This is a genomic window from Amycolatopsis keratiniphila subsp. keratiniphila, assembly GCF_001620365.2.
Taxonomy (GTDB): Bacteria; Actinomycetota; Actinomycetes; order Mycobacteriales; family Pseudonocardiaceae; genus Amycolatopsis; species Amycolatopsis keratiniphila.
The window spans coordinates 467,171-493,055 of the sequence record NZ_LQMT02000007.1; the positions used below are offsets into that span (position 1 = coordinate 467,171).

The 25,885-nt window shown below is 69.1% G+C and carries 15 protein-coding genes; 1 reads left to right on the forward strand and 14 read right to left on the reverse strand.

Features of this window, described 5'->3' with window-relative positions:
- Positions 1–11 precede the first annotated feature (11 nt).
- The 14 genes from AVR91_RS06410 to AVR91_RS44235 form a co-directional block, all read right to left on the reverse strand.
- Positions 12–221, reverse strand: a complete 210-nt coding sequence (locus AVR91_RS06410; protein ID WP_063274858.1) for an MbtH family protein — start codon at positions 219–221, stop codon at positions 12–14.
- A complete protein-coding gene (locus tag AVR91_RS06415) occupies positions 218–1,111 on the reverse strand; it encodes an NAD(P)-dependent oxidoreductase (protein ID WP_063274859.1) in 894 nt (297 codons plus the stop codon). The genes AVR91_RS06410 and AVR91_RS06415 overlap by 4 nt, the downstream gene beginning before the upstream one ends.
- A gap of 10 nt (positions 1,112–1,121) precedes the next feature.
- Positions 1,122–2,663, reverse strand: a complete 1,542-nt coding sequence (locus AVR91_RS06420) for an acetolactate synthase large subunit (protein WP_063274860.1) — start codon at positions 2,661–2,663, stop codon at positions 1,122–1,124.
- Positions 2,660–3,403, reverse strand: a complete 744-nt coding sequence (locus AVR91_RS06425) for a TauD/TfdA family dioxygenase (protein ID WP_063274861.1) — start codon at positions 3,401–3,403, stop codon at positions 2,660–2,662. Before AVR91_RS06425 ends, AVR91_RS06420 begins: the two co-directional genes overlap by 4 nt.
- 46 nt (positions 3,404–3,449) lie before the next feature.
- Positions 3,450–4,691, reverse strand: coding sequence for an MFS transporter (locus AVR91_RS06430; protein WP_063274862.1), 1,242 nt, complete (start codon positions 4,689–4,691; stop codon positions 3,450–3,452).
- Positions 4,688–11,845 (reverse strand): non-ribosomal peptide synthetase, encoded by a 7,158-nt coding sequence (locus AVR91_RS06435; RefSeq protein ID WP_063274863.1) that lies wholly within the window; start codon positions 11,843–11,845, stop codon positions 4,688–4,690. Before AVR91_RS06435 ends, AVR91_RS06430 begins: the two co-directional genes overlap by 4 nt.
- On the reverse strand, positions 11,842–18,096 hold the full coding sequence (locus AVR91_RS06440; RefSeq protein WP_063274864.1) for a non-ribosomal peptide synthetase: 6,255 nt from the start codon (positions 18,094–18,096) through the stop codon (positions 11,842–11,844). Before AVR91_RS06440 ends, AVR91_RS06435 begins: the two co-directional genes overlap by 4 nt.
- Positions 18,093–18,284: an MbtH family protein gene (locus tag AVR91_RS06445; protein WP_063274865.1), complete on the reverse strand. Its 192-nt coding sequence runs from the start codon at positions 18,282–18,284 to the stop codon at positions 18,093–18,095. The genes AVR91_RS06440 and AVR91_RS06445 overlap by 4 nt, the downstream gene beginning before the upstream one ends.
- A 37-nt stretch (positions 18,285–18,321) precedes the next feature.
- Positions 18,322–19,203, reverse strand: coding sequence for a hypothetical protein (locus AVR91_RS06450; protein ID WP_063274866.1), 882 nt, complete (start codon positions 19,201–19,203; stop codon positions 18,322–18,324).
- On the reverse strand, positions 19,196–19,651 hold the full coding sequence (locus AVR91_RS06455) for a VOC family protein (protein ID WP_063274921.1): 456 nt from the start codon (positions 19,649–19,651) through the stop codon (positions 19,196–19,198). Before AVR91_RS06455 ends, AVR91_RS06450 begins: the two co-directional genes overlap by 8 nt.
- 171 nt (positions 19,652–19,822) lie before the next feature.
- Positions 19,823–20,776: a ParB/RepB/Spo0J family partition protein gene (locus AVR91_RS06460; RefSeq protein WP_063274922.1), complete on the reverse strand. Its 954-nt coding sequence runs from the start codon at positions 20,774–20,776 to the stop codon at positions 19,823–19,825.
- 231 nt (positions 20,777–21,007) lie between these two features.
- Positions 21,008–21,934 (reverse strand): sporulation-delaying protein SdpB family protein, encoded by a 927-nt coding sequence (locus tag AVR91_RS06465; protein ID WP_211282647.1) that lies wholly within the window; start codon positions 21,932–21,934, stop codon positions 21,008–21,010.
- A complete protein-coding gene (locus AVR91_RS43110) occupies positions 21,931–22,464 on the reverse strand; it encodes a hypothetical protein (protein WP_063274868.1) in 534 nt (177 codons plus the stop codon). Before AVR91_RS43110 ends, AVR91_RS06465 begins: the two co-directional genes overlap by 4 nt.
- 43 nt (positions 22,465–22,507) lie before the next feature.
- Positions 22,508–22,636 carry a hypothetical protein gene (locus tag AVR91_RS44235; protein ID WP_267284095.1) on the reverse strand — a complete coding sequence of 43 codons (129 nt, stop codon included), beginning with the start codon at positions 22,634–22,636 and terminating at the stop codon, positions 22,508–22,510.
- 231 nt (positions 22,637–22,867) lie between these two features.
- On the opposite strand from AVR91_RS44235, the gene AVR91_RS06475 reads away from it, so the two are divergent.
- On the forward strand, positions 22,868–25,882 hold the full coding sequence (locus AVR91_RS06475) for an AfsR/SARP family transcriptional regulator (RefSeq protein ID WP_063274869.1): 3,015 nt from the start codon (positions 22,868–22,870) through the stop codon (positions 25,880–25,882).
- Positions 25,883–25,885: the final 3 nt, after the last annotated feature.

The window sequence follows — 25,885 nt, forward strand, 5'->3', positions numbered from 1 at the left end:
GCTCGCTCCTGTCAGCTCAGTTGTGCCCGCAGGCTTTGTGGTCGCATATCCGTCCAGTGCTCACGAATGTGCGTCAGGCAGGACTCGCGATCGGTGGGCCCGAATACGACGGTCCAGCCCACGGGCACCTCCGCGAAAGCCGGCCAGAGCGAATGCTGTCCCTCGGCGTTGACCAGCACGTGGAACCGCTCGTCCGGCGCGTCGAATGGGTTGGGCGTCAACGACTTTCCCTTTCGCTCGGATTCAGGCAGGCGACGAGGTTGGCCAGCAGCCCGGCTTCGGCGCGACGCACCGATTCCGCGGTCCTGGCGGCATAGAGTTCGTGCAGTTCGACTCCGGGCACCTGCTTGGCGGCAGCGGACAGACCGTGCCCCGCGCACAGGTCGAGTACGACCTTTCCGGTGCGGCCCCGTTGCCACTCGATCAGATCGGCTTCGGCCATGGGCAGGCCCAAGGTCGTCAGGACGACCACGGCTTCCGACGGCACGCTCTTCAGCTCGTCGAGGCCGACGACGTGGCGATAGGCGGGCGAATGGAAGGTCAGGTAGTCGGAGGTGGCCAGCACTGTCCGGAGCGGAGCCCACCGTGGCCCGCCCGCCGCCGCGAGGCGATGGGTGGGCGTATGGAACAGGACGTCCATCCCCAGCGCTGTGGCGATCCGGCCGACGCCCTGCCCGACGGGGCCGTAACCGATGACGCCCAGGCGACGTCCGGACAGTTCCCCGCGCGCCGGGTCGCCTCGACGCGCGTGCCGCAGGAGCTGTTCCGCGACGAACTCCATGGTCCCGATGTCGCCGTAGCCCTGGATCGGCGAGACAGTGACGCCGTGACCGGTCGCGTAGTCCAGATCCACCCGGTCGGTCGACGTGGCCCGCAAGCCGATGTAGCGCAGCGCGGGCAGCTGGGCCAGCCGGTCCGCGCCGAGTTCGTCCTTCCAGCCGGCCAGGATGGCGTCGGTGCCGACGAACGCCCGCCGGTCCGCGGAGTTCTCGGACGGCCATTCGGGCAGCACCAACGGCGGTCGCTCACTCACCGCGCACAACCGTTCCAACAGCCCGCTGGTCGGCCAGACGCCGGGCAGCACGGAGATCTGGGAGAAGGTGGCCGTCATCGTCCGCGCCTCACAATGCGGCCACGGGTGGTATGACGGCCTCGATGAGATGCGGGCCCGGTTCGGCGAGCGCCTCACGGAACTTTCCGGCGAACCCCTCCGCCGTGTCGACGCGCGCGCCGGGTATGCCCATCCCCGCTGCCAGTGACACGAAGTCCAGCCCAGAGATGTCGATGAACTCCCTGGCCCGGTCCAGGTCCGCGTCGGTGAAGGTACCGACTCTGCCCAGTTCGCCCGCCAAGATCGCGTACGAGGAGTTGTTCAGGATGACGGTGGTGACGTTCAGGCTTTCGCGCGCCTGCGTCCACCAGGACTGCGGGGTGTACATCGCGCTGCCGTCGGCCACGAAGCAGATCACCGGCCGGTCCGGGCAGGCCAGCGCAGCACCGGTGGCGGCGGGCGTGCCCATCCCGATCGACCCGCCGGTGAGGCTGAGCCAGTCGTGCCAGGGCGCATCGGCGGTCGCGGCGGGCAAGTGCTGGCCGGAGGTCATGGATTCGTCGACGAGCACGGCGCCTTCGGGCAACAGCGCTCCGGTGACGGCCGCGACCGCTTCCGCGGTCAGCCCTCCGGTGGGCATGCCGGGGCGCGCCCGCGGCCCGTCGTCCGGGAGTTCGCCCGCCGCGATCAGTTCGGCCAGGTACTCCAGTGCTGCGGCCGACTGGCCGAGTTCGTGCACTTCGGTTTCCGGGGAAACGAGCTCGCTGGGTTTGCCCGGATAGGCGAAGAACGCCACCGGGGGCCGGGCACCGGCGAAGACGATGTGCCGATAGCCACGCAACGTCCCCAGGGCCTCGTCGACCGGGTACGGCAGGCGCACCAGGTCCGGGATACCGCCGCCACGCTCGTGCCGGGCGGGCGATTTCTCTGCCAGCAGCCGGGTACCGGTCGCCCGCGCTATCCGGCGGGCCGCGCGCAGTCCGTCCCGCCGCATGACGGCACCGCCGACGAACAGCAGACAGCCTTCCTCGTTCCTCAGGACCTTGGCGACCCGCTCCACCTCGTCCGCGTCGAAGCCGTCCGGCGGGATCGCCGGGATCGGCGCGACGCTTCCCCCGGCCGACCAGCAGACGTCCGAAGGGAGGATCAGGGTCGCCACACCGCGTCCGGTGCGCGCGGCGACGAGGGCTTCGGCGATGTCCGAGCCGACGTGCTCGACGCTCGTCGTACGGCGGACCCAGGTCGACACCGTTCCCGCCATGGACTCGATGTCGGAGTCCAGTGGCGGATCGAACGCCTTGTGGTACGTGGCGTGGTCGCCGACGAGATTCACCAACGGGGTGGCGGCCCGGCGGGCGTTGTGCAGATTCGCCAGGCCGTTCCCCAGGCCCGGCCCGAGATGCAGAAGCGTAGCGGCCGGTTTCCCGGCCATCCGGCCGTAACCGTCGGCGGCGCCGGTCGCGACTCCCTCGAACAGGCAAAGCACGTTGCGGATCGACGGCCTGGTCGCCATTTCGGCGACCAGGTGCATTTCCGAGGTCCCCGGATTCGTGAAACAGAAGCCGACACCGGCGGCGCCGAGCGTCTCCATCACCACCTGTGCGCCGTTCATGCCGCGATCTGCACACGCTTGAGATGCCGTTCGGGATCCTCGAAGGCGTTGCGGGAGTGCAGCATCCGCCAGTTGTCCCAGACCAGCAGGTCGTGTCGCCGGTAGCGGACCGCGATATGCCGTTCGGCGAACAGCTCGTTGCCCCGGTCGATCACCCGCCGCGCGACGTCGTCGCCGTCGGGGACGACGAGATAGTTGGTGGAGAACCGGAAGATCGTCTCGCCGTCGTGTTCTTCCAGTACCGGGTGCTCCGCCGTCGGCCGGACACCATGACGGGCAAGCCCTTCGGTGGATCCCCAGCGATAGGCGGTGTCACGTAGATGGACCCGTTCGTCGTCGGTGAACTCGGTCAGAACCCGGTTGCCGTCGAAGATCGTGGTCTCCCCACCCTGGCCGGCGGGCGGGTTGACGCACCACAGGCCGAGGTAGCGCGGCGGGAGCCCATGGAACTCGTAGCCTTCCGTATGCGGCGTCAAACCTCCGCGGTTCTGTCCGTGGTTGACGTCGTCCATGCCTCGCTCGGGTTTCACGTCGCCGACGACCGTTCCGGTCGGCGTGGGCTGGAATTCGCCCATCTCCTTGAGGAATTCGACGTGGTCGAAGCTTTCGGGAACGTTGACGACATGGACATACCCGTTGTTCCCCAGCAATTGCCGGAAGGCGTACCTGAGCACGCCGTCGGCGAGCACGTCGCCGTTCATGTCCACACAGGACAGCACACTGTCGGGATTCCTGGCCATGGAGGCTCCTTTGTTCACGATCAGGTTCTCTGGGACAAATCGCGCACTAGGTCAACGAATGATCGGCGTCGACCGGAATGTCGGCATCGCGGACCACCTTGTGCAGCGTGGCGAAGATCGCGACGGTCAGCATGATGCCCGCGAAAACGAGAAGGGCACCGACGGAACCGAGTGATTCGTAGAGGAACGCGGCGGCGAGCCCGGCCAGCGGGACCGGCGCTCCGGCGATCAGGACGGCCGCGCTCTGCACCCGGCCCATCAGCTCGTCCGGGATCAGCACCAGCCAGCGTGCCATGATGACCGCGTTCCACACCGGCCAGACCGACATAGTCAGGCCGAGCAGGAGACCCATCGAGAGATAGTCGGTGGTCAGCGCGAGCGCCGCGACCATCGGCGCGCCGATCCAGGCGACACCGGCGACAATGAGCCGCATCGACCCGATCCGTTTCTGGATCAGTGGTGCCAGCAGAGATCCTGCCACACCCCCGGCGCCGCCGAGTGCGAGCATGAAGCCGATCTCGACCTCCGACACTCCCTCCCGCTGCGCGATCACCACGAGCAGCAGGAAAAGCCCGTTGATGACGAAGTCGCTCGCGGAGACGAACAACGCCGTCCAGCGGAGGAACGGCTTGCTCCAGAACCACGTCACCCCCTCCTTGATATCCCGCAGCAGATGCGGTGCCCGTGTCCGCGGTGGCGCGGGCAGCGGTGTGCGCAGTGCGAGCACGGTCAGCAACGAGCCCACGTAGGCGATCGCCTCCGCGACGAAGGGCAGGAAATTCCTGATGCCGAACAGCAGACCGCCCACCGGCTGTCCGGCCAGTTCGGCGCCGTAGGCACGGCCCTGGTTCAGGGCGATGGCGGTGGAAAGCTGGCTCTCGTCGACGACAATCCTGCTCAACGCCGCCGATTCGGCCAGCTGGAACGGAACCGCGAGCGTCGCGTCCACAGCCGCGTACACCACGAGATGCGCGAAGGTCAGCTCGTCCGCCAGCAACGCGACCGCGACACTGCCTGCCGCCAGCGCCCGCCCCAGGTCGCAGCTGATCATCACGGTACGCCGGTTCAGCCGGTCGACGAAGGCCCCGGCCGGAAGCTGCAGCAAAATGAAGGGCAGGTTCCCGGCGAGGGCGACGATCCCGGCTTTGATCGGTGAGCCGGTGGCCACCAGCACGAGCAGGGGAAGCGCGACCGAGGACATCGTCGAGCCCAGCGCGGACAGCGTCTGGCCGATCCACAACAGCCGGAAGTCGCGGTTCTGACGAAGCGGAACAAGTTGCCCCGTCATGGTTCGCTCCGCTGAACCCGGTCACCGGACAGGAGTTCGGCGAGCCGCCCGACGTGGGGTTCCTCCAGGATCCCGAGATGACTGCCCGGCACGGTGGTCCGGGTATATGCGGTGCCCGCCAGCAACCGTTGCCACGAAGCGGAATACTCTGCCGGGTCGATGTCCTGGACCACCGTATGCGCCCCGGTGGCGATCTCCTCGCCGAAGACGAGGTCCACAGGCCACCGCGCCACTTCGAAGCGGTAGCCGAAGATCGCCTTGAGCAGGCTGTTCCATCCACGGACCCGCTCCGACCACTCGTCGTCGGTCAGGTCGTCTTCCGGCAACTCCTCGTCGAGCAGCTCCGCCAGCAGCGCGAACGCCTCGGCGCGCACTCGGCTCTCGCCTCCGCTCAGTGCGGCGAAAAGTTCTTCGCATCGCTGGAAATCCCGCAGCTGGTCGGTGGCGTCGGAAACCGGGGCCACCGGATCGATCAGGGTCAGCGTCACCTCCCGGCCCGCCTCGGTGAGCAGTCTGGCCATCTCCCACGCGATGGCGCTGCCGCCGCACCAGCCCAGAAGACGCACTCCGGACGCGGTCACCTCGTCGTCCAGCTGATCCAGGTAGTAGCGGGCCAGTCGAGCGACCGTGACGCCGTCGGGGAACCGTCGCGATCCCTCGAAGCGGAACCCGCCCACCGGCTGGTCCTCGGGCAGCGAGGCGGCGAGGTTCTCGTACCAGTGCACGTCACCGCCGCCGGGGTGCACGCACAGCAACGGTGCAGCGGCCCCCGTTTCGCGGAACCAGACCAGCGGCCCCTCCGGCCGCGCGCTGTCCGCTCCCTCCGCGATCCTGGCGATCGTCCGCCACCGGATGACGTCGGCTCCGGACACGGCGTGGCCCAGGATCGTCGCCAGCTGCGAAGCCAGCCGCACGGCCAGCAGGGAATGCCCACCCAGCCGCAGGAAGTCGTCATGCACGCTGACCTGGTCGACGCGCAGGACCCGTCGCCATACGGCCGCGATCCCGGCTTCCCGTGCGTTCCTCGGAGGCACCAGATCGGTGCGGCGGGCGTCGTCCACCCGTGTCCGTTCCAGCGTTGCCCGGTCGATCTTGCCGCTTTCGCTCCTGGGCAGTTCGTCGAGACGGACGATCCGGGACGGCATCAGGTAGCCGGCGAGCCGGTCGCGGAGGAAATCCTCGATCTCCGTTTCGGAAACCGTGCCCCCGTCGGCTGTCGTCACGAAGGCGGAGAGATGCCGCAGTTCCCCCTCTCCCTGGACCACGGCGACCGCCTGCCGGACCTCCGGATGGGCCTGGAGCGCCGACTCGATCTCGCCGAGCTCGATCCGGTGCCCGTTGACCTTCACCTGGTGGTCCGACCGGCCGAGGAACAACAGTTCGCCGCCGGGTCGGCGGACCACCCGATCACCGGTCCGGTAAAGGCGTGCCCCGGGGACTTCGCCGAACGGATCCGGTACGAACCGGTCCGCGGTCTGGCCGGGCCTTCCCGCGTATCCGCGGCCGAGACCGGCACCACCGAGGCACAGCTCTCCCGGCACCCCGACCGGCACCGGATCGAGCCACGAATCCAGGACGTAGGCCGTGGCATTGGCGATCGGCCGTCCGATCGTCACCCCTCGTTCGAGCCCAGGGACGACCTCCACACCGGTCGCCCAGATCGTGTACTCGCTCGGGCCGTACAGGTTGAAGAACCGCACACGGTCCGACCAGGTGTCGGCCAGCCACTGCGGGCAGCCCTCCCCGGCCACGGCGATCACCGCGAGGCCGGGCACCTTCTCCGGATCCAGCATGGCCAGCGCCGACGGGACGATGACGAGGTGGCTGACCTCCAGCTCGGTCAGCTGACCGGCGAGGGCGTCCCCGACCGCCTGCTCCCCCGGGTCCGGTACACAGACCGTGCCGCCGTGAGCCAGCGCCTGGACGATCTCGAACACGGCCATGTCGAAGACGACCGGAGCCAGTTGGGCGACCCGGTCACCCGGTCCGATGCCCAGGTCCGCGGCGTGCGGGCCAACGAGGTTGGCCAACCCGCGGTGGGTCAGCATCACGCTCTTCGGCGTGCCGGTGGAGCCCGACGTGCTGATCAGGTACGCCAGCGAATCGGGCTGCACCGGGACCGGTGCGGCGAGAGCGGGCATGGTGTCGAACGACGCGGGGTCCAGCACCGGGAGCCCGGAGGCGGTGGTGTCCGCACCGAGGATCGCGACCGCTCCGGCCTCGCGGAGGACCGTCTCCCGCCGTGCCGGTGGCTGCGAGGGATCCAGGATCAGGAACGCGGCCCCCGCGCGCAGCACGCCGAGGACGGCCGTCACGAGTAGCCCGCCGCGCGGCAGGCTGATGCCGACCACGTTCTCCGGGCCGATCCCCCGCGCCGCGAGCCCGGCCGCCACTTGAGCCGACCGGTGCCGCAGCCGCGCATAGGTGAGCTCACCGGTGGCATCGCATACGGCGGGTTCATGGGCGCGCTCGATAGCCCATCGGTCCACGAGGTCGACGAAGGTCGTGTCGCCTCGTTCGGCCGGCCCTTCGGACAGGGCGAGTGCGCGCAGCCGGTCGGCCGGATCGAGCAGGCACCTCCGGGGGTCGCCGAGGGGCGTGGTGGCCATCGCGGTCAGCACCTGGTTGAGCAAGCGTCCCAGCAGTTCTCCGTACTCCGGTGCCACACGCTCCGGCCGGGCCGTGATCGCCACGCAGTCGAATTCGGTCGACACCGCGATGGCGAATTCGTTGGGGCTGACGTCCTGCAGTTCGTCGACGTCGACCAGTTCCTCGTCGAGCACATGGAAATCGAGGAAGTTGAAGGCCGTCTCGACGAGTGGCGCGTCGCCTCCCCAGTCCCGCCGCATCTTGGGCATCGGATAGCGGCGATGCGGATGGACCGCGATCTCCTCGGCGAAGACGTCCTTGACGTACCGCGTCCAGGTGTCCGGGACGGTCGGGGCGGCGAACGGCACGATGTTGAGGAACATGCCCCGGACGTCGTCGCCGCGGAGCCGCTCCGGCCTGCCGTTGGTAACCAGACCGGCGAAGAACCGGTCCTGGCCGGTCGCGATCCCCAGCATCCTCAGGTAGGCGGCGAGCACGACGGTCTTGTACGGCACCGCGGCGGTCCGTGCGAGCGCCCGCAGTCCCTCGTCTATCCCCTTCAACGGCACCCGCACCTCGTAATGCGCCGCGCCAACGGGACCGGACCACAGTTCGGGCAGCGTGAGCCGCTCCCATTCCCCGGTCACCCGCCCGGCCCAGAACGCCCGGTCCGCCGCGGAGCCGATCGACGCCCGTTCCAGCGCGATGGCGTCGGCGAACCGCACCGTGTCCGGCCCGGACTCCTCGATCTCGTGGCCGTCACGGCACTTCTCGTAGGTCCGCAACAGCTCGACGACGAAGGAGTTGTGGCTCCAGCCGTCGAGTATCGGGTGGAACTCGACCAGGCACAGCTGCCAGCGGTCGGGCGCCGAAACCACGACGTGCAGGCGCCACAACGGGGCCGCGTCGAGGTCGAACAGCTCGGCGCGCTCTGCCGCGATGACCTCCCACAAGCGGGAGGACTGTTCCGCCTCGGCGATGTCGCTCAGGTCGGTACACCGGATCACGACCGCCGGCTCCCCGTACACGAGTTGAAGCGGCTCGGTGAAGTTCTCGACGTCGAACGACGTCCGCAGTACGTCGTGGCGTGCCGTGACGATCCGGGCCGCCCGCCGCAACGCGTCCAGGGAGAACGTCCCCTTTTCCCGGACCGGGTAACTGGTCACGTTGTGGTAGCGGTGCACGTCGTCGTCGCGCAGGAACTCGTAGACCATGCCCGCCTGCGCCTCCGCCAGCGGATACGCGTCGACGACACCGTCCCGCAGGCAGGCGCGGTCCTCGCCGGAGATCAGCGCGAACGGCGGCGTCAGCTCGTCCGCTTCGACGAATCCGCTCGCCAGCCCGGCGATCTCCTCCACGGTCTGGCGACGGAACAGGTCCGCGACGGTGACCTCGAATCCCTGTGCGCGCAACATGCCGACCGCCCGCACGGCCCGGATCGAGTCTCCGCCCATGGTGAAGAAGTTGTCCTTCGCCCCCACCCGGGGCACTTCGAGGACCGCCGCGAAGATCGTCGCGGCGGCGGTCTCCGCCGCCGAGCGCGGCGCCACGTAAGCGACCTGGGAATCCACCCGCGGTTCGGGCAACGCCGCCCGGTCGAGTTTCCCGTTGACCGTCAACGGGATACGGGGAATGCCGACGACCGCCGCGGGCATCATGTACCGCGGCAGCCTGGCCGCCGCGTGCCGGAGCACGTCCGCCGGTTCGAACTCCCCCGAAGCGACCACGTAGCCGAAGACGCGTCCGTCACCGGGACCCGACCACGTCACGTCGACGACCGCCGCGGCCACGGCCGGATGGCTCGACAGGGCCGCCTCGATCTCCCCGAGTTCGATCCGGTGGCCGCGGATCTTGATCTGCTGGTCGGCCCTTCCGAGGTATTCCACCTCACCGCCCGCGGTCAGCCTGCCGAGATCACCCGACCGATAGAGCCGCGCTCCCGGCTCGACGGCGAACGGGTCCGGCAGAAACCGGTCCGCCGTCAGCGCCGCACGGCCGTGGTAGCCCCGGGCCACCCCGGCGCCACCGACGTGGATCTCGCCGGGGACGCCGATCGGCGCGGGGCGTCCGGCCTCGTCGAGGACGTGCAGCCGCATATCCGCCAGCGGGCGGCCGATCGGGCTGCGGCCCGCGACGGTGCCCCCTCGGCACTCGGCGGGCTCGATCACCCGGAAGGTGGTGTGCACCGTGGTTTCGGTGATGCCGTACATGTTGATCATCACCGAGGAGGCCGTGCCGCTCCACCGCGACCACGGGCCCAGCAGACCGGGATCGAGGGCCTCCCCGCCGAAGATCACCGCCCGCACCACCAGCCCGGCATAGTCACCTCGTTCTTCGAGTGCCTGGGTGAGTCCGGCGAACGCGGACGGCGTCTGGCTGAGGACCGTCACGCCTTCCTCGGCCAGAAGCCGGAGAAAGTCCTCCGGTGACCGGGAGACCTCGAACGGCACCTGCACGAGCCTGCTTCCGTGCGTCAGTGCACCCCAGATCTCCCAGACCGAGAAGTCGAACGCGTACGAGTGGAAGGCCGTCCACACGTCGTCCGGACCGGTCGCCAGCTCAAGGTCGATGGCACCGAACAGCCGCATGACGTTGCGGTGGGTGACCATGACGCCCTTGGGCAGGCCGGTCGACCCCGAGGTGTACATGACATACGCGAGGTCGTCTGGATCCACCACGACATCGAGGGCGTCTTTGGCGTACGCCCCGAGCAAGTCTCGCGTCGTCGCGTCGAGGACGAGCGTCCGCGCGTCGATCCCCTGTCGCGACCGTGGTTCCGTGATGACGAGCCGGACGGCCGCGTCGCCGATCATGAAGTTGACGCGATCCTCCGGCTGCTCCGGGTCCAGCGGGAGATACGCCGCGCCCGCCTTCAGCACCGCCAGGAGCGCGACGATCAAACGAGGCTCGGTGGGCAGCCGAACGCCGACGAGATCACCCTTGCCGACACCGAGTTCGCGCAAATGCCGGGCGAGCTGATTGCTCTGTTCGTCGAGCTCCCGATAGGACAGCCTGCTCGTCCCGCAGCACACCGCCGTGTTCCCGCCCGCCTCGGCGGCTCGGCGCGCGACCTCTTCGTGGATGCCGCCGGCCACCGGGATCGACGTCGCCTCACCGGGTTCCCACCGGTCCAGCTCGGTGGTGAAACCGAGCCGGGAGACGGGGACCTGGGGCCGCGCGGCGATGGCAGCCACCAGCGCCACGAAATGCCCGGCCATCCGCTGGACCGTCGCCCGGTCGAACAGGGCGGTCGGATAGACGATGTCGCCGGTCCAGTCGCCTTCCCCGGTCACCGTGATCGCGAACGAAAGGTCGAACTTCGCCGCGATCCAGTCGACGTCCACCGCCGCCCCGGTAAGCCCGGTCATCGCCAGGTCTTCTTCGCCGTCGCCCTCCGCGACGGTCAGGCTCACCTGGAACAAGGGGTTGCGCGAGAGATCCCGGTTCGACCGCAATTCGGTGACCAGCCAGTCGAACGGCACGTCCTGGTTGGCGAAGGCCTCGACCGACGTGGCCCGTACCTCGTCGAGCAGGTCCCTGAAGGACGGATCGGCCGACAGGTCGGCACGCATGACCAGCATATTCCCGAAGTAACCGATGGTGTCCGCCAGATCGGCCCGCGGCCGCGAGGCGGACGGCACACCCACGGCGATGTCCTGCTGCCCGGAGTATCGCCCGAGAAACGCATGCACGACGGCGAGCAGGGTGACGAACGCCGTGGCGCCGGCGTCCCGGCCGGTGGCCCGCAGCGCATCCGCCACCGCCGCGGGGATGACGAACCCCTCCGAACCGCCGTCGGACCGCCATTCGGCCGGATGGGGCCGGTCGGTGAACAACGTGAGCGTGTCCAGGCCCGACAGCCTGGTGCGCCAGTACTCCAGCTGCCCTTGGCCGACACTCCCCCGACTCCGGTCCCGTTGCCACCGGGCGTAGTCGCAGTACTGCGTGCGGACTTCGGGCAGCGACGGCGGCCGCGACTCCACCTTCGCCGAGTACAGTTCGGAGATCTCGCGCAGCAGCAGTCCGCTGGACCAGCCGTCGAACGCGATGTGATGCACACAGACGAGCAGCACGGTCCTGGCGGGCCCCAGTTCGATCAGGTCGGCCCTGATCGGATGTTCGCGGCGAAGGTCCACCGGCGTCCGGGTCAGCTCGGCGATCACGGACTGGAGCTGCGACTCGGCACAAGCGTTACGGCGGAGTGTCACCGGAGCGGGCTCGTCGATCACTTGGACCGGCTCGCGTCCTTCGAGTACATAACGCGTACGCAGGACTTCGTGGCGCGCGACGACCGCTGTGAGCGCCTCGGCCAGCGCGCTCTCGTCGAGTTCGCCGTCGAGCCGGAACGCCATCGGGATCAGGTATTCGTCCTGCCCGGGCCGTAGCTGGTCCAGCAGCCAGAGCCGTTGTTGCGCGAACGACAGCGCCTGCGGTTCGGCACGGTCGAGCCGGGGAATCCCGTCGGCGGCGGACGGTTCGGATCCCCGGCCTGCCAGCCGTCGTTCCACCAAAGCCTTGCGCAGTTCGGCGAGAGTGCGCCCAGCGGGCTCAGCGTCGATCGTCATCGCTGGTCGGCCTCCAAGTTCTCGGTTGCTAGTGCCAGGACTTCGGCGTCCGACAGTCCGGCGAAGGCCGCTTCCACCTCGCCGCGAATCATGGCGGCGAGAGCCTCGACGGTCGTCGCCGTGAAGAACCGGTGCAGGGGCAGTTCGACCCCGAACGCCTCCTGCGTCCGCATGGACACCCGCGTGGCGGAGAGGGAATGGCCACCGAGCTGGAAGAAGTCGTCCGCCGGGCCGATACCGGTCATCCCGAGGACCTCGCCCCAGATTCGGGCGACTTCCCGTTCGGTGGGGTCCATCGGGCGGACGTCCACGCGGCTGTCGTGGAAGACCGGCTTCGGCAAACGGGCATGGGCCACCTTCCCGTTGGGCGTCAACGGGATCTTGTCGATCACGGTCAGAGCCGCGGGGACCATGTGCGGCGGGAGTCGCTTGTGGACATACGCCCGTACCGCGTCGGTTCCGGTTCCGGTGTCGACGACGACATAGCCGAGCAGTCCCTGATCGCCGGCGGGGAGCGGACCGGGGACCACGACCGCGGCCCGCACTCCGGGGCAGGCGGACAGGACGGTCTCGACCTCGGCCGGTTCGATCCGGAAGCCGCGGATCTTCACCTGCCGGTCCGCGCGGCCGAAGAACTCGACGACACCGTCCGGTCGCATCCGGACGAGGTCGCCTGTGCGGTAAAGGCGGGCACCCGGAGGCCCGGACGGATCCGGTACGAAGCGGTCGGCGGTCAGGTCCGGCCGGTTCACATAGCCCCGGGAAACCCTGCCGCCACCGACGTACAACTCACCGACCGCTCCGGGAACGACCGGCCGCGCCGACGAGTCGAGCACCGACAGCCCGCAGCCTGGCAGTGCCCGTCCCAAGGGGAGGGCGCCACGTCCGGCACGCTCAGCCTCCCGTTCATCGACGAGCTGGAAGGTGCAGGCGATGGTCGCCTCGGTCGGCCCGTAGGTGCAGCCGAACTCCGCCGGCACACCGAGCGCGTGCCAGGCGGCCGCGTCTTCGCCGGTCACCACGTCGCCGCCGACACTCATCAACCGCAGCCCGCCGAGCCGGGGATCACGGGGTCGCGCGGCCCGGCACAGTTCGCGGAAATAGACCGGGGTGACGTCCACGACGGTGACACCGTGGTCGTGGAGGTCCCGCAGCATCCGGTCCGGCGTCACCGCCCGCGCGTCGAGCACGACCACCGCGGCGCCGCTGACCAGCGGGGCCAGCATCTGGTCCATCGAGGCGTCGAAGCTCAGCGAGGCGAGCAGAGCCAGCCTCTCCCCCGGTCCGAGCCGGTAGGCCCCGGCCATCACCTGGCAGTGATGCGAGAGTGCGGTGTGGTCGACCAGCACACCCTTGGGACGGCCGGTCGAGCCGGACGTGAAGATCACGTACGCGAGATCAGCCCGCGGTGCCGTCAGACGTCGTGACGAGCGCTCCGCGATGGCGGTGGCGTCCCGGAGGACATCGATCACCGGGACGTCGCAGGCGAAGGCCTCGTTCGTCACCACCACCACTGGCGCGGTCTCGGCGATCAGCGCGTCGATCCGGTGCCGCGGCTCCGCGGTGTCGAGCGGAAGGTAGACGGCGCCGCATTTGAGCACGGCCAGCAGCGTCACGACCGTCCACGCCGTCCGTCCCACGCGGACCGCCACCACCGAACCGGCGACCACACCGCCGGCGATCAGATGCCGTGCGAGCCGGTTGCTCCGCTCGTCCAGTTCCCGGTACGTCACCGTCCCCGCCGGGTCCACGACCGCGATCGCGTCGGGCAGCTTCCGCGCCTGCTCGGCGAAGATCTCCATCACCGGCCGTGGATCGTCGTGGTGCCAGGCCACCCGGCCGTCCCGTTCGGCGTCCGAACGAAGGTCGATGTCGGCGAGGTCGGCTTCCGGCCGCTCGGCCACCCCGGCGGCCAACCGGGCGAACCGCTCTGACAGGCGGGTGATCGTGGCGGGATCGAACAACGCCGTGGCGTACTCGAACTCGCCGGTCCAGCTACCGTCGGGATTCGGGCGCAGCGAAAGGCTCAGGTCGACCATCGCCGACCGTGGGGTCAGCTCGACCTCCTGGACGGACAGCCCCGCCAAGGGTAATCCGGGGCCGGCCTCCTCGAGAACCTGGAACATCACGTCGAACACCGGCGTCCTGGCCGGATCGCGATTCGCCCCCAGCTCGGCGACCACGTCGTCGAAGGGGACGAGACGGTGCTCGTACGCCTCGATCAGCAGCGCCCGCACGGAGCCGAGATGGGTCAGGAAACTGCCACTCACCTCGGGCACCCTCACCGCCATCGTGTTGACGAAACAGCCGATCGGCGCGTCGGATCCGTCGTGGTCGCGGCCGCTGACCGGAGTGCCGATCACGATGTCGTCCTGTCCGGACACCCGGCTCAGCAATGCCGAGTACAGCGCGAACCAGGTGGCGAACACGGTCGCGCCATCGCGCTGTCCCAGCCGGACGAGCTCACCCGGAACACGGAACGAGCACACCGAGCCCGAAGGATCCCGGACGTCGGGCCTCGGCCGGTCGGCGGGCAGCTGCAGCGGGGTGATCCCGGACAGCGCCGTACTCCAGAAATCCAGTCCGCGCGCCAAGTCCTGTGTGTGCTCCCACGCGGCGTAGTCCGCGTACTGCCAAGCCAGTGGAGGGAGTTCCGCCCCTCGGTAAAGCCGCGCCAGTTCGTCGCCGACGATCTGCCACGACCGGCCGTCGCACGCAATGTGATGGGTCAGGATCAGCAGCACATGGTGCTCGGGCTCCGAACGCACCAGCACGAGCCGGAACTGATGGTCCCGTGCCAGATCGAAGCCGTCCTTCGTCAGGTCGGCGAGGATCTGCCGGACCGGACGCCCGTCCGCGTCGACGACGTCCAGCGCGACGGCCCCGGGTTCGTCGACGACCTGGACCAGGACCTCTCCGCCGATGTACCGCGTCCGGAGGATCTCGTGCCGCTCCACCAGTGCGTCGGCCGCACGCCGCAGAGCGGCGACGTCCAGCGGGCCCTCGATGGTGTACGTCATCGGGACCAGGTACTCCTGGCGTGACGTGTCGAGGCGGTCGAGCAGCCACAGCCGTCGCTGGGCGGCGGACAGCACCAGCGGGGCGTCACGGTCGGCCCTGCCGATCGAGACGACGGCCGGGACGGCGGCGCTGTCGATCTCGGCGGCCAGCGCGGCGGGGGTGGGTCCGGTGAAGACGGTGCTGACAGGCAAATCGACGCCCGCGGTGTCGCGAAGCCGCGCCACGAGCCGGGTCGCGGCGAGCGAATGGCCACCGAGCCGGAAGAAGTCGTCGTGTACGCCGATTCCCACGATGCCCAGCACCGCCGCGAACGCCTCGACCACGGCCGACTCCGAGACCGAACGCGGTTCGACGACTTCCGCTCCGGATCCGGGCCGGGTCCGCGGCGGCGCGGGAAGCTCGGCGTGCCGCAGCTTCCCGCTCGGGGTCAGCGGGAGCTCGGCCAGCGTGACGATCGCGGTGGGCACCAGGTACGCGGGCAACCGGTCCCTGAGCCACTCCCGGATTCCTTGGTCGGAATCGGCCGCGACGTAGGCGACCAGCTCCTCCTCGCGCGCCACGACGGCGACGGCACGGACCGCCGGATGAGCGATCAGCGCGGCCTCGATCTCCGCGGGTTCGACTCGATGCCCGCGAACCTTGAGCTGCCGGTCCACCCTGCCGCGGAATTCGAGAACCCCGTCGGCGCGACGGCGGACGACGTCGCCCGTGCGGTACATCCGGGCCCCGGCCCGATCGGAGAACGGATCCGGGAGGAAGTTCTCGGCCGTCGCCGACGGCCTGTCGTGATAGCCGGTCGCGATCCGGCGGCCGCCGAGGTACAGCTCGCCCGGCACACCGACGGGAACCGCCTGCAGATCGCCGTCCAGCACGTAGGCCCGCGTCCCCGCGACCGCGCGCCCGATGGGCACGACGTCCTCCGAGACGAAGTCGTCCGGAGTGTCGAGCAGCGTGCAGGTGACCGTCGATTCGGTCGGCCCGTAACAACAGGTGAGCCGCGCTGTGAAACCGCCGTCGCGCCAGCGCCGGATGTCGCTGCCTCGGACCACGTCCCCGCCCAGGTTCAGCAGTTCGACCGAGGCCAACCTCGGGTCGCGCACGGCCGCCCTGCCCACCAGTTCCCGGTAGTACAGCGGGGTCACGTTGACGTGAGTGACGCAGTGCCGCCGGATGCCGTCGAGCACTCGGTCGGCGTTCAGGCTCCGGGGGTCCAAGGGGACCACCCGGGCGCCGCTGACCAGTGCGGTGAGGATCTGCTCCAACGAGACGTCGAAGCCGAGTGCCGCGATCAACGCCACCCGGGACCGTTCGGTGATCCGGTATTCGGCCGAGATGACCTGCAGGTGCTCGCTGAGGGCGCCATGGGAGATCCGTACTCCCTTGGCCCTTCCCGTCGAGCCTGACGTGTAGGCGATGTACGCGGTGTCCGACTGGTCGATCCGCGCTGTCGCCAGGTATTCGCGGGGTGCCGGCGGCCGGTCCGCCTCTACGTCGAGCACCGGCACGCCGACCTCCCCGAGCACGCAGTTCGCCACGACCGACCGTGCCCCGGCGTCCGCCACGAGTTCGCGCGACCGTTCGACCGGCTGCGCGGGATCGAGCCACAACACCGTCGCGCCGGCGGCCATGACGCCGAGCAGCGCCGGCCCGAGGCGGGGGCCTCGCTCCACGCAGACGCCCACCACGGACCCGCGGGTGATCCCCGTCTGGGTCAGGGCGTGCGCGAGGCTGTCGGCTTCTTGGGCGACGGCCCGGTAGGTAAGGCCTTCCTCGATCGCGATGGCGTCAGGACGCCACTCCACCTGCCGGGCCACCAGCGCCACCGTCGAGACGTCCTCGGCCCGGGCTGGCAGGTAACCCATCTCCTCGCGCTGTTGCCGCGCGGACGACAGCGGCAGGTCGAAGAGGCGGCGGTCCGGCTCGGCGACCGCGTTTTCGGCGAGGCGCAGGAAAAGTCGGGCGATCCGCTCGATCGTCGACCGGTCGAACAGCGCTGTCGCGTACTCGAAATGACCCGAAAGCCCGCCATTCTCGTCGTCCCACAGCGCGAGCGTCAGGTCCACTTTGGCCGCCGACGGCGGGATGGGGATCTCCTCGAAGCGCAGACCGTCGGCCTCGAACGAGCCGCCGCTCCCCTCTTCGAGCACGAACATGGTCTGGAACAGCGGATTGCGTGACAGATCGCGATCCGGCCCGAGACGTTCGACCAGCAAGTCGAAGGGGACGTCCTGATGCTCCATGGCGGCCAAGGTCGTGGTGGCCGTTTCGCCGAGCAGATCCCGGAAGGTCGTGTCCCGGCGCACTTTCCCCCGGATCACGACGGTGTTGGCGAACAGACCGACCATGGCGTGGGTCTCTTCGTCCGTACGGCACGACATCGGGGTGCCGACACAGATGTCGGCCTGACCGCTGAGCCTGGCGAGCAGACCGGTGAACGTGGCCAGCATCGTCATGAACCGGCTCGCTCCGGCCGACCGGCCGAGCACGGCCAGCTTCGCCGCCAGTTCGGCGGGTACCTCGATCGCCACGCTGCCGCCCTCGGGACGCCACACCGGCGGACGGGCGTGATCCAGCGGCAGGTCCACCTTGTCCACGCCGTCGAGTTCGCGCTCCCAATAGGCGATCGACCCGGTCGACCGTTCACGCGCCGCGTGATCGGCGTAGTCGAACACGAGCGGGCTCAGCACGGGCGGCACTCCGGCCACCGCGGCGTCGTAGAGAGCGGCGAAATCCTCGGCGAGGACGTACCCGGACCATTCGTCGAACGCGATGTGGTGCACGGTGAGCGCCAGGAGGTGGTCGTCCGCGGCCAGCCGGATGAGCGTCCACCGGACAGGATGTTCGGTCGCCAGGTCGAAAGGCGTCCGATGGTCCCGCTCGAGCAACTCGCGTGCGCGCGATTCGTCACCCGTGGAGTCCACGACGGTGAGAACCGGGGTCACCTCGCCGGGGGCGGTGATCACCCGCTTCGGCTCTCCGGCCTCGGCACGATACGTGGACCGCAGTACCTCGTGCCGCCGGTGCAGGCCGGTGATCGCACCACGCAGCGCCGGAAGATCCAGCGGACCGCTGACGCGGAACACGTACGGCAGTGAGTACCCGGTGGATCCCGGGTGCAGCTGATCGAGAAACCACAGCCGGCGCTCGGCGTACGAGAGCGTCGAGCGGTCCTCGGTCCGTCGCCATCGGGTGGCGGGCAGGCCGCCCACCGCCCGCGCTCCGGTCGTCATCGCGCGGCCTGTCGGACGCTCAGCGGCCGCATGTCCGTCCAAATCTCGTTCACCCGCGCAAGGCATTCCTCTCGCGTCCCGGTCGTGCCTTCGGCCGTCCAGCCGAGCGGCAGGGCACGTTCCGCGGGCCACAAGGAGTACTGCTCCTCGTGGTTGCGGACAACCTGGTAGATCAGATCTTCGGGCATCGTCTCGGCTCCCTTTCCTGCACGATTACGGCAAAGCTCAGCTGGGAAGGCGCTCGCGGTCGGTCAGCGCGGAGGCCACGACCCGGCGGAGGACGTCGAATGTCCAGTCCTCATCGGATCCGGCCGGATCCAGCCGATTGGTCACCAGATCGAGGCGGACGGCACGCAACCGGCGGAACAGCTGCGCGATGACCGTGTCCCGGTCGACCGGCGCGCGGAGCGTCACGAACAGGTTGTCGAACAACGCGGTGGTACGCGCAGACGGCCGCACGACCGTGTCTGGGGCCCGTTCCTGCAGCAGGGACTTACCACCGGACACGAGCCGGTCGGCGAGCGCCTCGTGCGCGGACAGGTTCGTCGCGATGGCCGCGGCCAGCCGAGCCCCGGCCGGCCCGGTCATCCACGGCTGCTCGTGCCCGCGTAACAGCCGCCGCAGAGGAGCGAAATCCGCCGCCCACAGTCCGCTGAAACCACGGTGCTGCAAGTAAAGCCGGGGCCGGATCAGGGTCTGGTAGACCTCCACCGGGCACGATCCGCTGTAGCCCAGCATCGTGGAATAGCCGTGGGTGTACGACTCCAGACTGGTGAGCGTCGCTTCGTCGGCGGACCGCCCGGCGGCGATCGCCTTCACATGCGCTCCCATCAGATGCCACAGCAGGAACGTGACCTGGTGGCCGGTGATCCACCGGAACCAGTACAACGCGTCCGAAGAGGACGGTTTCACACCGTCACGTGCGGGCTCGGCGTCGATACTCGCCCGTTCCACCTCGTATACGGCGAGCAGGTCCGCGGGCTGCACGGTCGCGACGACGCCGTAGCCGCACGGCGGGATGACCAGGGGCTCCAGGCCGTACGGGAAATCGCCGTAGTCCCACTGCTCGGCGGCCGGCGCCAGGACACTCGTCCTTGCCTCACCCATCGGTTTCCCCCGGCACGTAAGTGAATTCGAACTCGAGCCCGTTCACGTCGAACAGGTAGAGGCTCTGAATACCGTCGGCGTCGGTCACGATCTCGGTGGGCGGATCCGGCAGCATGAACTTGTACCGGCCGGACTTGTACAGCTTCAGCCACCTCAGCCGGATCCGTGACAGCTCCTCGGCCCCGTCGACGACGAGGCACACGTGCTGGAACAGGAAGTCGTCGGGTGACGGGGTCTTGCCGGTGTGCGTGACGCGGTCGAACAGGTGGAACCGGACGCCGCCCGCGGTGACCTCGGTCAGCCGCCGGATACCCGGCAGCCGCCTCAGCGTGAGCCGCGAGAACCGGTCCAGCTGCCAGATCTGCTCGGCTTCGAAGAAATCGAGATACCAGTTCAGGCAATTCTCGAAATGGTCTGTTTGTACGCCGACATGGTGAACGCTCAGCACTGTCAGCACCTTTCGTCGTTCCTCACCGTGGGCCGAATTCCCGGCCGAACCAGCCGACGAATTCACCGGCTGTTCCAACTACCGGCGCACCGTGATCCGCCCGGCAAACAATGGCGGTCGCGCCGTTCCGGAGGCAAGAAGCGTGAATGACATGGTGTTCAACCGGTGGATTCACCCGGTTGAACAGTCGTTCTTCCGCACCGCCGTCGCCAGCTCCGACCAGGTTTCGGCGCATCTGCGCGCGATCGCCTCGATCACTTCAACGCAGTGCGGCGGGACCGCAGCGGCCAGTACCGTGCATTCGTCGCTTTCGATGACGTGGCCGTCGAGCCAGCGCAGGAGCGCGCGCCCGGATTCGGTCAACCGCAACGAGGGGTCGTTCTTCAAACCACGCACGGTCGCCTGCACGTCGACCACCTCCACTGGCCTTCCCGGCCGTGGGCCGTCGCGGCGCAGCCGGGCGGGAACCGGATCTTCCCCACGCCGCAACCGGTCTCGCACGTCGCGCGCGGTCGCCACGGAGATTCCCGCCGCTTTCGCGATCTGCCGCAACGACGCGTCCGGGCGGGCCGCGATCTCCTTTCCCGCCAGCACTCGCCCGAGACTCCCGTCGACCGGACGGCTCCGGCCGTCCTTGCCGAGCCGGTTGGCGGGCTGGGGTATTCCCGGTCCGCCGCGTTTGCGCAGGGCGCCGATCGTCGTCCAGGCGAGGCCCGTACTGGCCGCGATGGTCCGGTCCGACCAGTGCGGACGGCTGGCCAGTACGCGGACCGCCGCGGCCTCGCGATCCGCGAGCGACAACGGCAGCCCGTGCCGCATGTTGATCTCCACCGCCATCAAGAACGCGGCTTCGTCGTCGCCGTCGAAATACCGGACGGCGATCGTTCTTTCACCACGCAATCTGGCCGCACGTAAACGATGCATACCGTCGACGACCCGATTCGTCCGGCGGTTGACGACGATCGGCGGAAGCTCGGCGTCGATCTCCGCGAGCAGACGGACGTATTCGAGATTCTCCCCGGCCAGCCTTGGTGATTCGGCGGCCGACAGCATCTCGACCGGCACCTGATCGACTTCGGGCGAAACCGCCGCGCCCGCACGGCCACGGTCGTCGTTGTTCTCCAACACGTACTCCCCCACAAATTGAGCGATGATCCCTTCCCGGGAATGCCGGGATTCCCCGCGAGCCCCCCAGGCCGGATCACCGGCGCCGGCTCGCTCTGCCAACGCTAGAACCGTCTTCTCTCGGGCGGCTCTCGACTCGAATTCCGACAGGAAGAGCCGGGCGATCGCACGAAGAGGCGATCCGAGAGCGAAGTGCCCGAAGGGATATCGGCCGAATTTGCGGGACAAGCCTCAGACGTCGGTCCGGGTCGCCGTCGACGCTGTCCGCGCGGCGAAGTCCACCGGCTCCGCCGGCCTGGTCGTCGCGGCGCAGGCGATGGCCCACAGACCCGCCATCGTCATGGCGAACGTGGTGAACCCCATCAGAAGGGCGATCGCGCCGTGCATGCCGATCGCCAGCGCCCAGCCCGCTCTGCGGGCACGGCCGGGGCAGAGCAGGAGCAGGGCGAGGGTCAGTTCGGTCGCCAGCGCGCCCCAGGTCACGACCGATACGCCGATCGGTTGCTGCAGAACGGTCCCGACCGGCGGTTGAATCGCCATGGCCGAGCCGTAATGCGGGTGCACCAGCCAGTAGTAGCCCGCTGTCCCGTCACGCCAGGCGGGCACCGCGAGCTTGCTGAGCGACGCCTGCGCGTAGATCGACACGCCCAGTAAGCGGACGAAGAGATGCGCCGCGTAGGCACGGCCCCGCCAAGCGGCGGACAGCGGACTGCCGGGGCACTGCCACTGCCATCTCCGGTCGTCGCCGAGGCAGATCGGGATGAGCAACAGCGTGAGGATGCGGATCACCTGCTCCCCCGCGTCGGGCAGGGCCACGGTCACGCTGAGGCTGTAGGTCAGATACCAGTGCGGGACGCAGGTCCACCGAGGCCGGTAACCGAGTGCCACGATCGCGAACACGGCGAGAGCGAGCACCCGGCAGACCCGAAGGTCCACACCACTGGATTCGGCCAAGCACCACAAGGAGATCCGGCCGATCCCGGTACAGACCGGCCCGTCGGTCACGCCCGTCGTTCGTGGGAACAACGCCCGGTCCGGGCTGAGCGCCAGCAGGCATCCGCAGGCCAACGCCAGCAGGGACCGGCCCACCGCGAGCGGCCGCCCGCGCGGCTCGAACCGGTCCGCCGCGCCGGTGAAGGCCGTCCACCCTCGCCTCACCGCACGCACGTCACGTCCAGCAGTGCGACGGCGTTGATCAGGCGGGTCCGGGCCACGGCGGGCTCGGCGTCCCGCCAGGGACGCGGAGTCTCCTGGGACAGAACGACTTTCCCACAGATCGTCCCGTCACGAGTGGGGTTCACGACCGGGAAAGCACGAGCCGCCGCCATAGCCGGACGGCACTGCTCGATCGCGTCGGCCGGGCAGGCGGTCCACCGGTCGGCGGGAACACTCTTTTTCAGCGCCGCGGTCTCCATCCACTGGCTGTAGGCGATGCGACTGAGACCCCAGCGGTTGCCGGAGCTGGTCGCGTACAGGGTGACCAGGGTCAGCTGCCGCGCGTCGTAGACGACGGTGTCCGCTCCGATCGGTGCCCGCGTGAACACCCGCCAGTCCTGGTGCCAGACCAGGCTCGCGGTCTCGGCTTGGTGTGACCACCAGGCCGAGGCCGACCGCGGAGCCCCGGCCTGGAGCAACCAAGTGGTCGCGAACACGACGGCCAGCGCGATCAGCGATGAAACGAAGCTCATGGTGCTCTTCCTCGTGGAAGACGGTTCGTTCATCGCTGATGTGCTAGCAGTGCGGTTCACAAATCGGACCCTTGATGTTGATCATCAACGCGTCGGAGCCCTCCGAAGCGGGCGAGGGCCCCTCGCTGACGCCGCTCAGGCCCAGCAGCACCCCCAGGGCGGTGACAGCCACGGCCAAACCTGTTACGACGGCTTTCCGCATGTGTACTCCTTATCGGTCGGTTCGCGGCAGGTCATGGAGCGACAGGCCGCCTACCTGGGAGATCTCCCCAGCCGGCCCATGATGGCAACCGCCGCTATTCGTTCGCTATCGAACCGGCGGGCCGGCTCTTGACGGCGCATCGACCGCTCGTCCTTGGTCTACTCTGTGTGGGGTTCGCGACGCGGAGGGGGCTGTTGCGCCATGGACTTTTATATCCTCGGGCCACTCGAAGCGAGGACCGGCGAAGGGGCGGTTCGCCTCGGCGGCCGCCGCCAGCAGAGGCTGCTGGCGATGCTGCTGATACACATGAACAAGGTGGTCACCCTCGACCGCCTCGTCGAAGGCCTGTGGGATGAGACGGCCCCGCCGACGGCCCACGCACAGGTGCACAACGCGGTCTGGGCCTTGCGCCGCACGATCACCTCGGCGGGCGGGGACGGGGATTCGATCGTCACCGAACCCGCCGGTTACCGGCTGGTCCTGCCTGAGAGCCGTCTCGATCTGCACAGGTTCTGGGCGGAGGTCCAGTCCGGGGAAAAGGCCGAGGCCGACGGGCGCCCGGCGGAAGCCGTCGAGGCGCTGTCGGCCGCCACCGCTCTTTGGCGCGGGCCCGCGCTCGCCGGACTGCGGACAAGTCGTGCCATCGACGCCGCGGCCACCGGGCTGGACGAACAGTATCTGCTCGCGGTGGAACGGCTGAGCGAGCTCCGGCTGAAGCTCGGCCAGGCCGACGAGCTGGTGATCCAGCTTACCGGCCTGGTGAGCGAACATCCGTTTCGCGAGCCGCTCCGGGCGTTGCTCATGCTGACGCTCGCCGCGCTGGGCAGGCAGACCGAGGCCTTGACCGCGTACGAGGAGGGCCGCCGGCTTCTCGCCGACGAACTGGGTCTCGACCCGGGCAAGCGGCTTCGTGAGGCGCACGCCCAGATCCTGCGCGGCACCCCGCTCGAACCGTCACCGGCGACATCCGAACGGCCGCGCCGCCTGCCCGCCGGCGCGAGCGACTTCGTCGGGCGCGCGGCCGACATCGACCAAGTGCTCACCGAGGTCCGCCGGGGACTCACCGGACCGCTGATCATCACCGCGATCGACGGGATGGGCGGCGTCGGCAAGACCGCGCTCGCCGTCCGCCTGGCGGAACTGTTGGACCACGACTACCCCGACGGCATGTACTTCATCGACCTGCACGGCTTCTCCGTCAAGGAGCGGCCGCGAACCCCGGAGGCGGCGCTGGACGTCCTGCTCCGGCAAGCGGGCACCCCGGTGGAACTGGTACCCCCTGGACTCACCGAACGCGCCGAAAGGTGGCGCTCGCTGGCGGTGGGCAGACGGATCATCGTCGTACTCGACAACGCCGTCGACGCGGCACAGGTACGTCCGCTGCTGCCGGGCACGACCGAGGCGCTGGTGCTGGTGACCAGCCGCCGCCGTTTGACGACGCTGAACAGCGGACGTCCTGTCTCGCTGGATGTGCTGTCCTCGGCCGAAGCGGTCGCGCTGTTCCGGCGTATCGCGGATCGACCCACCGGGGACTCGGCAGCGCTCGCCGACGTGGTCGAGCTCTGCGGCAGGCTGCCATTGGCGATCCGGATCGCCGCATCCCGCCTGCGGCACAGACCGGCCTGGACCGTCGCGGATCTGGCCGAACGGCTGCGGGAGACCCGACGTCGAATGCACACCCTGACCGTGGACGACCTCAGCGTCTACACGACGCTGTGGCTGTCCTATGAAACGCTCTCGGAGCGCCAGCGCAAGACCTTCCGCCTCCTGGGGCTCCATCCGGGCCAGGACTTCGACCGGCATGCCATCGCCGCTCTCACCGGCCTCTCGGTGGACGAAGCCGAGCAGCAGCTGGAAAGCCTCTGTGACTGCAATCTTCTCCTGCAACCCGTCGCGGGGCGATACCAGCTGCACGACCTGGTTCGCGATTGCGCCAAGCAGCTCGTGGAAACCGAGGAAACCGAGGCCGGCCGCGAAGAAGCGACGGGACGGCTCTTCGACTACTACCTCTACCTGGCCCACCTGCACTGCAGCCCGATGGCCCGCAAGCTATCGCTCTTCGAGCCGGACATTCCTTCCGGCCCGGTGCCGGTGCCACCCGCCAGGAACGAGGTCGAGGCGATCGGCCTGCTGGAGATCGAATACCAGAACCTGATCGCGGTGGCCTCCCTCGCCCAGGCGTCGGATTGGGCCCTGCACTCCTGGCAGCTGCCCTGCGTGCTGCGCCCGTTCTTGGAGCGGATGAACTTCCGCGTCGCGTGGCTGGACCTGTTCGAGGGCGCGGTCGCCGCGGCACGGGAGCTGGGTGATCCGCGTGGTGAGTCGACCGCGCTGGCCAACATCGCCGTCATCCGCCGTGAGCTCGGCCAGCTCACCGAGGCGATCGAGCTGCTGAGACAGGCCCTTCGGATCAGCCGGGCGGCAGGCGACCAGGCCGGCGAGGCGTACCAGACCGCGGACCTGGGGATCACCTACGTGCGGATCGCCCGGTACCGCGAGGCGCGGGAGTGCTTCAGGATCGCCCACGACCTGTCGGAGAAACTGGGCAGCACACGTGACGTGGGTGTGCTCATCAACAACCTCGGGTTCGTGGCAGCGGATCTCGGCGAGTATCCCGAGGCGATGGAACAGTTCCTGCGGGCGCTGACCATCAACCGGAAAACCGGCTTCCGGCAGGGCGAGGCGCTTTCACTGGCCAATATCGGCCGCCTGCACGGGCACTTCCAGCGGTATCCGCAGGCCCGTTCCCATCTGACGGAGGCGCTGTCGCTCAGCCGCGAAATCGGCTACCGGTTCGGCGAGGGATGGGCGCTGGCGTGGCTGGCCGCCCTGCATCGCCGGGAAGGGGATCTCGCGGCGGCGATCGAACTGGGCAGGCTGGCCCTCGACGTCGGCGCGGCGGCGGGAGTCGCCGACGTCGAATGCGACGCGCTCAACTGCCTCGGCGAAACGTACCTGGCGTTGGGCGATATCGAGACGGCCACGGATCTGTACCGGCGTGCCGGGACACTGGCCACGAGCCGCCACCTCATCCTGGAGATGGCGCGCGCCGTCGAGGGCCAGGCCCATGTGGCGCTCCGGCACGACGAACCCGCCGAAGCTCGCCGTCTCTGGCAGAAAGCGTTGACCTTCTACCCGGAGACCTTGGCCGATCAGGCGCATGCCCAAGCGCATCTCGCCGACGACGCCGACTGCGGGCGGTGTGCTGTCGGCTGACCG

Coding starts and splice junctions, on each gene's coding strand:
- AVR91_RS06440 (WP_063274864.1), bottom strand. CDS start 18,096: ATGACGACCGGAGCGCGGGCGGTGGGCGGCCTGCCCGCCACCCGATGG.
- AVR91_RS06475 (WP_063274869.1), top strand. CDS start 22,868: ATGGACTTTTATATCCTCGGGCCACTCGAAGCGAGGACCGGCGAAGGG.
- AVR91_RS06415 (WP_063274859.1), bottom strand. CDS start 1,111: ATGACGGCCACCTTCTCCCAGATCTCCGTGCTGCCCGGCGTCTGGCCG.
- AVR91_RS06425 (WP_063274861.1), bottom strand. CDS start 3,403: ATGGCCAGGAATCCCGACAGTGTGCTGTCCTGTGTGGACATGAACGGC.
- AVR91_RS43110 (WP_063274868.1), bottom strand. CDS start 22,464: ATGAGCTTCGTTTCATCGCTGATCGCGCTGGCCGTCGTGTTCGCGACC.
- AVR91_RS06420 (WP_063274860.1), bottom strand. CDS start 2,663: ATGAACGGCGCACAGGTGGTGATGGAGACGCTCGGCGCCGCCGGTGTC.
- AVR91_RS06445 (WP_063274865.1), bottom strand. CDS start 18,284: ATGCCCGAAGATCTGATCTACCAGGTTGTCCGCAACCACGAGGAGCAG.
- AVR91_RS06450 (WP_063274866.1), bottom strand. CDS start 19,203: ATGGGTGAGGCAAGGACGAGTGTCCTGGCGCCGGCCGCCGAGCAGTGG.
- AVR91_RS06435 (WP_063274863.1), bottom strand. CDS start 11,845: ATGACGATCGACGCTGAGCCCGCTGGGCGCACTCTCGCCGAACTGCGC.
- AVR91_RS06430 (WP_063274862.1), bottom strand. CDS start 4,691: ATGACGGGGCAACTTGTTCCGCTTCGTCAGAACCGCGACTTCCGGCTG.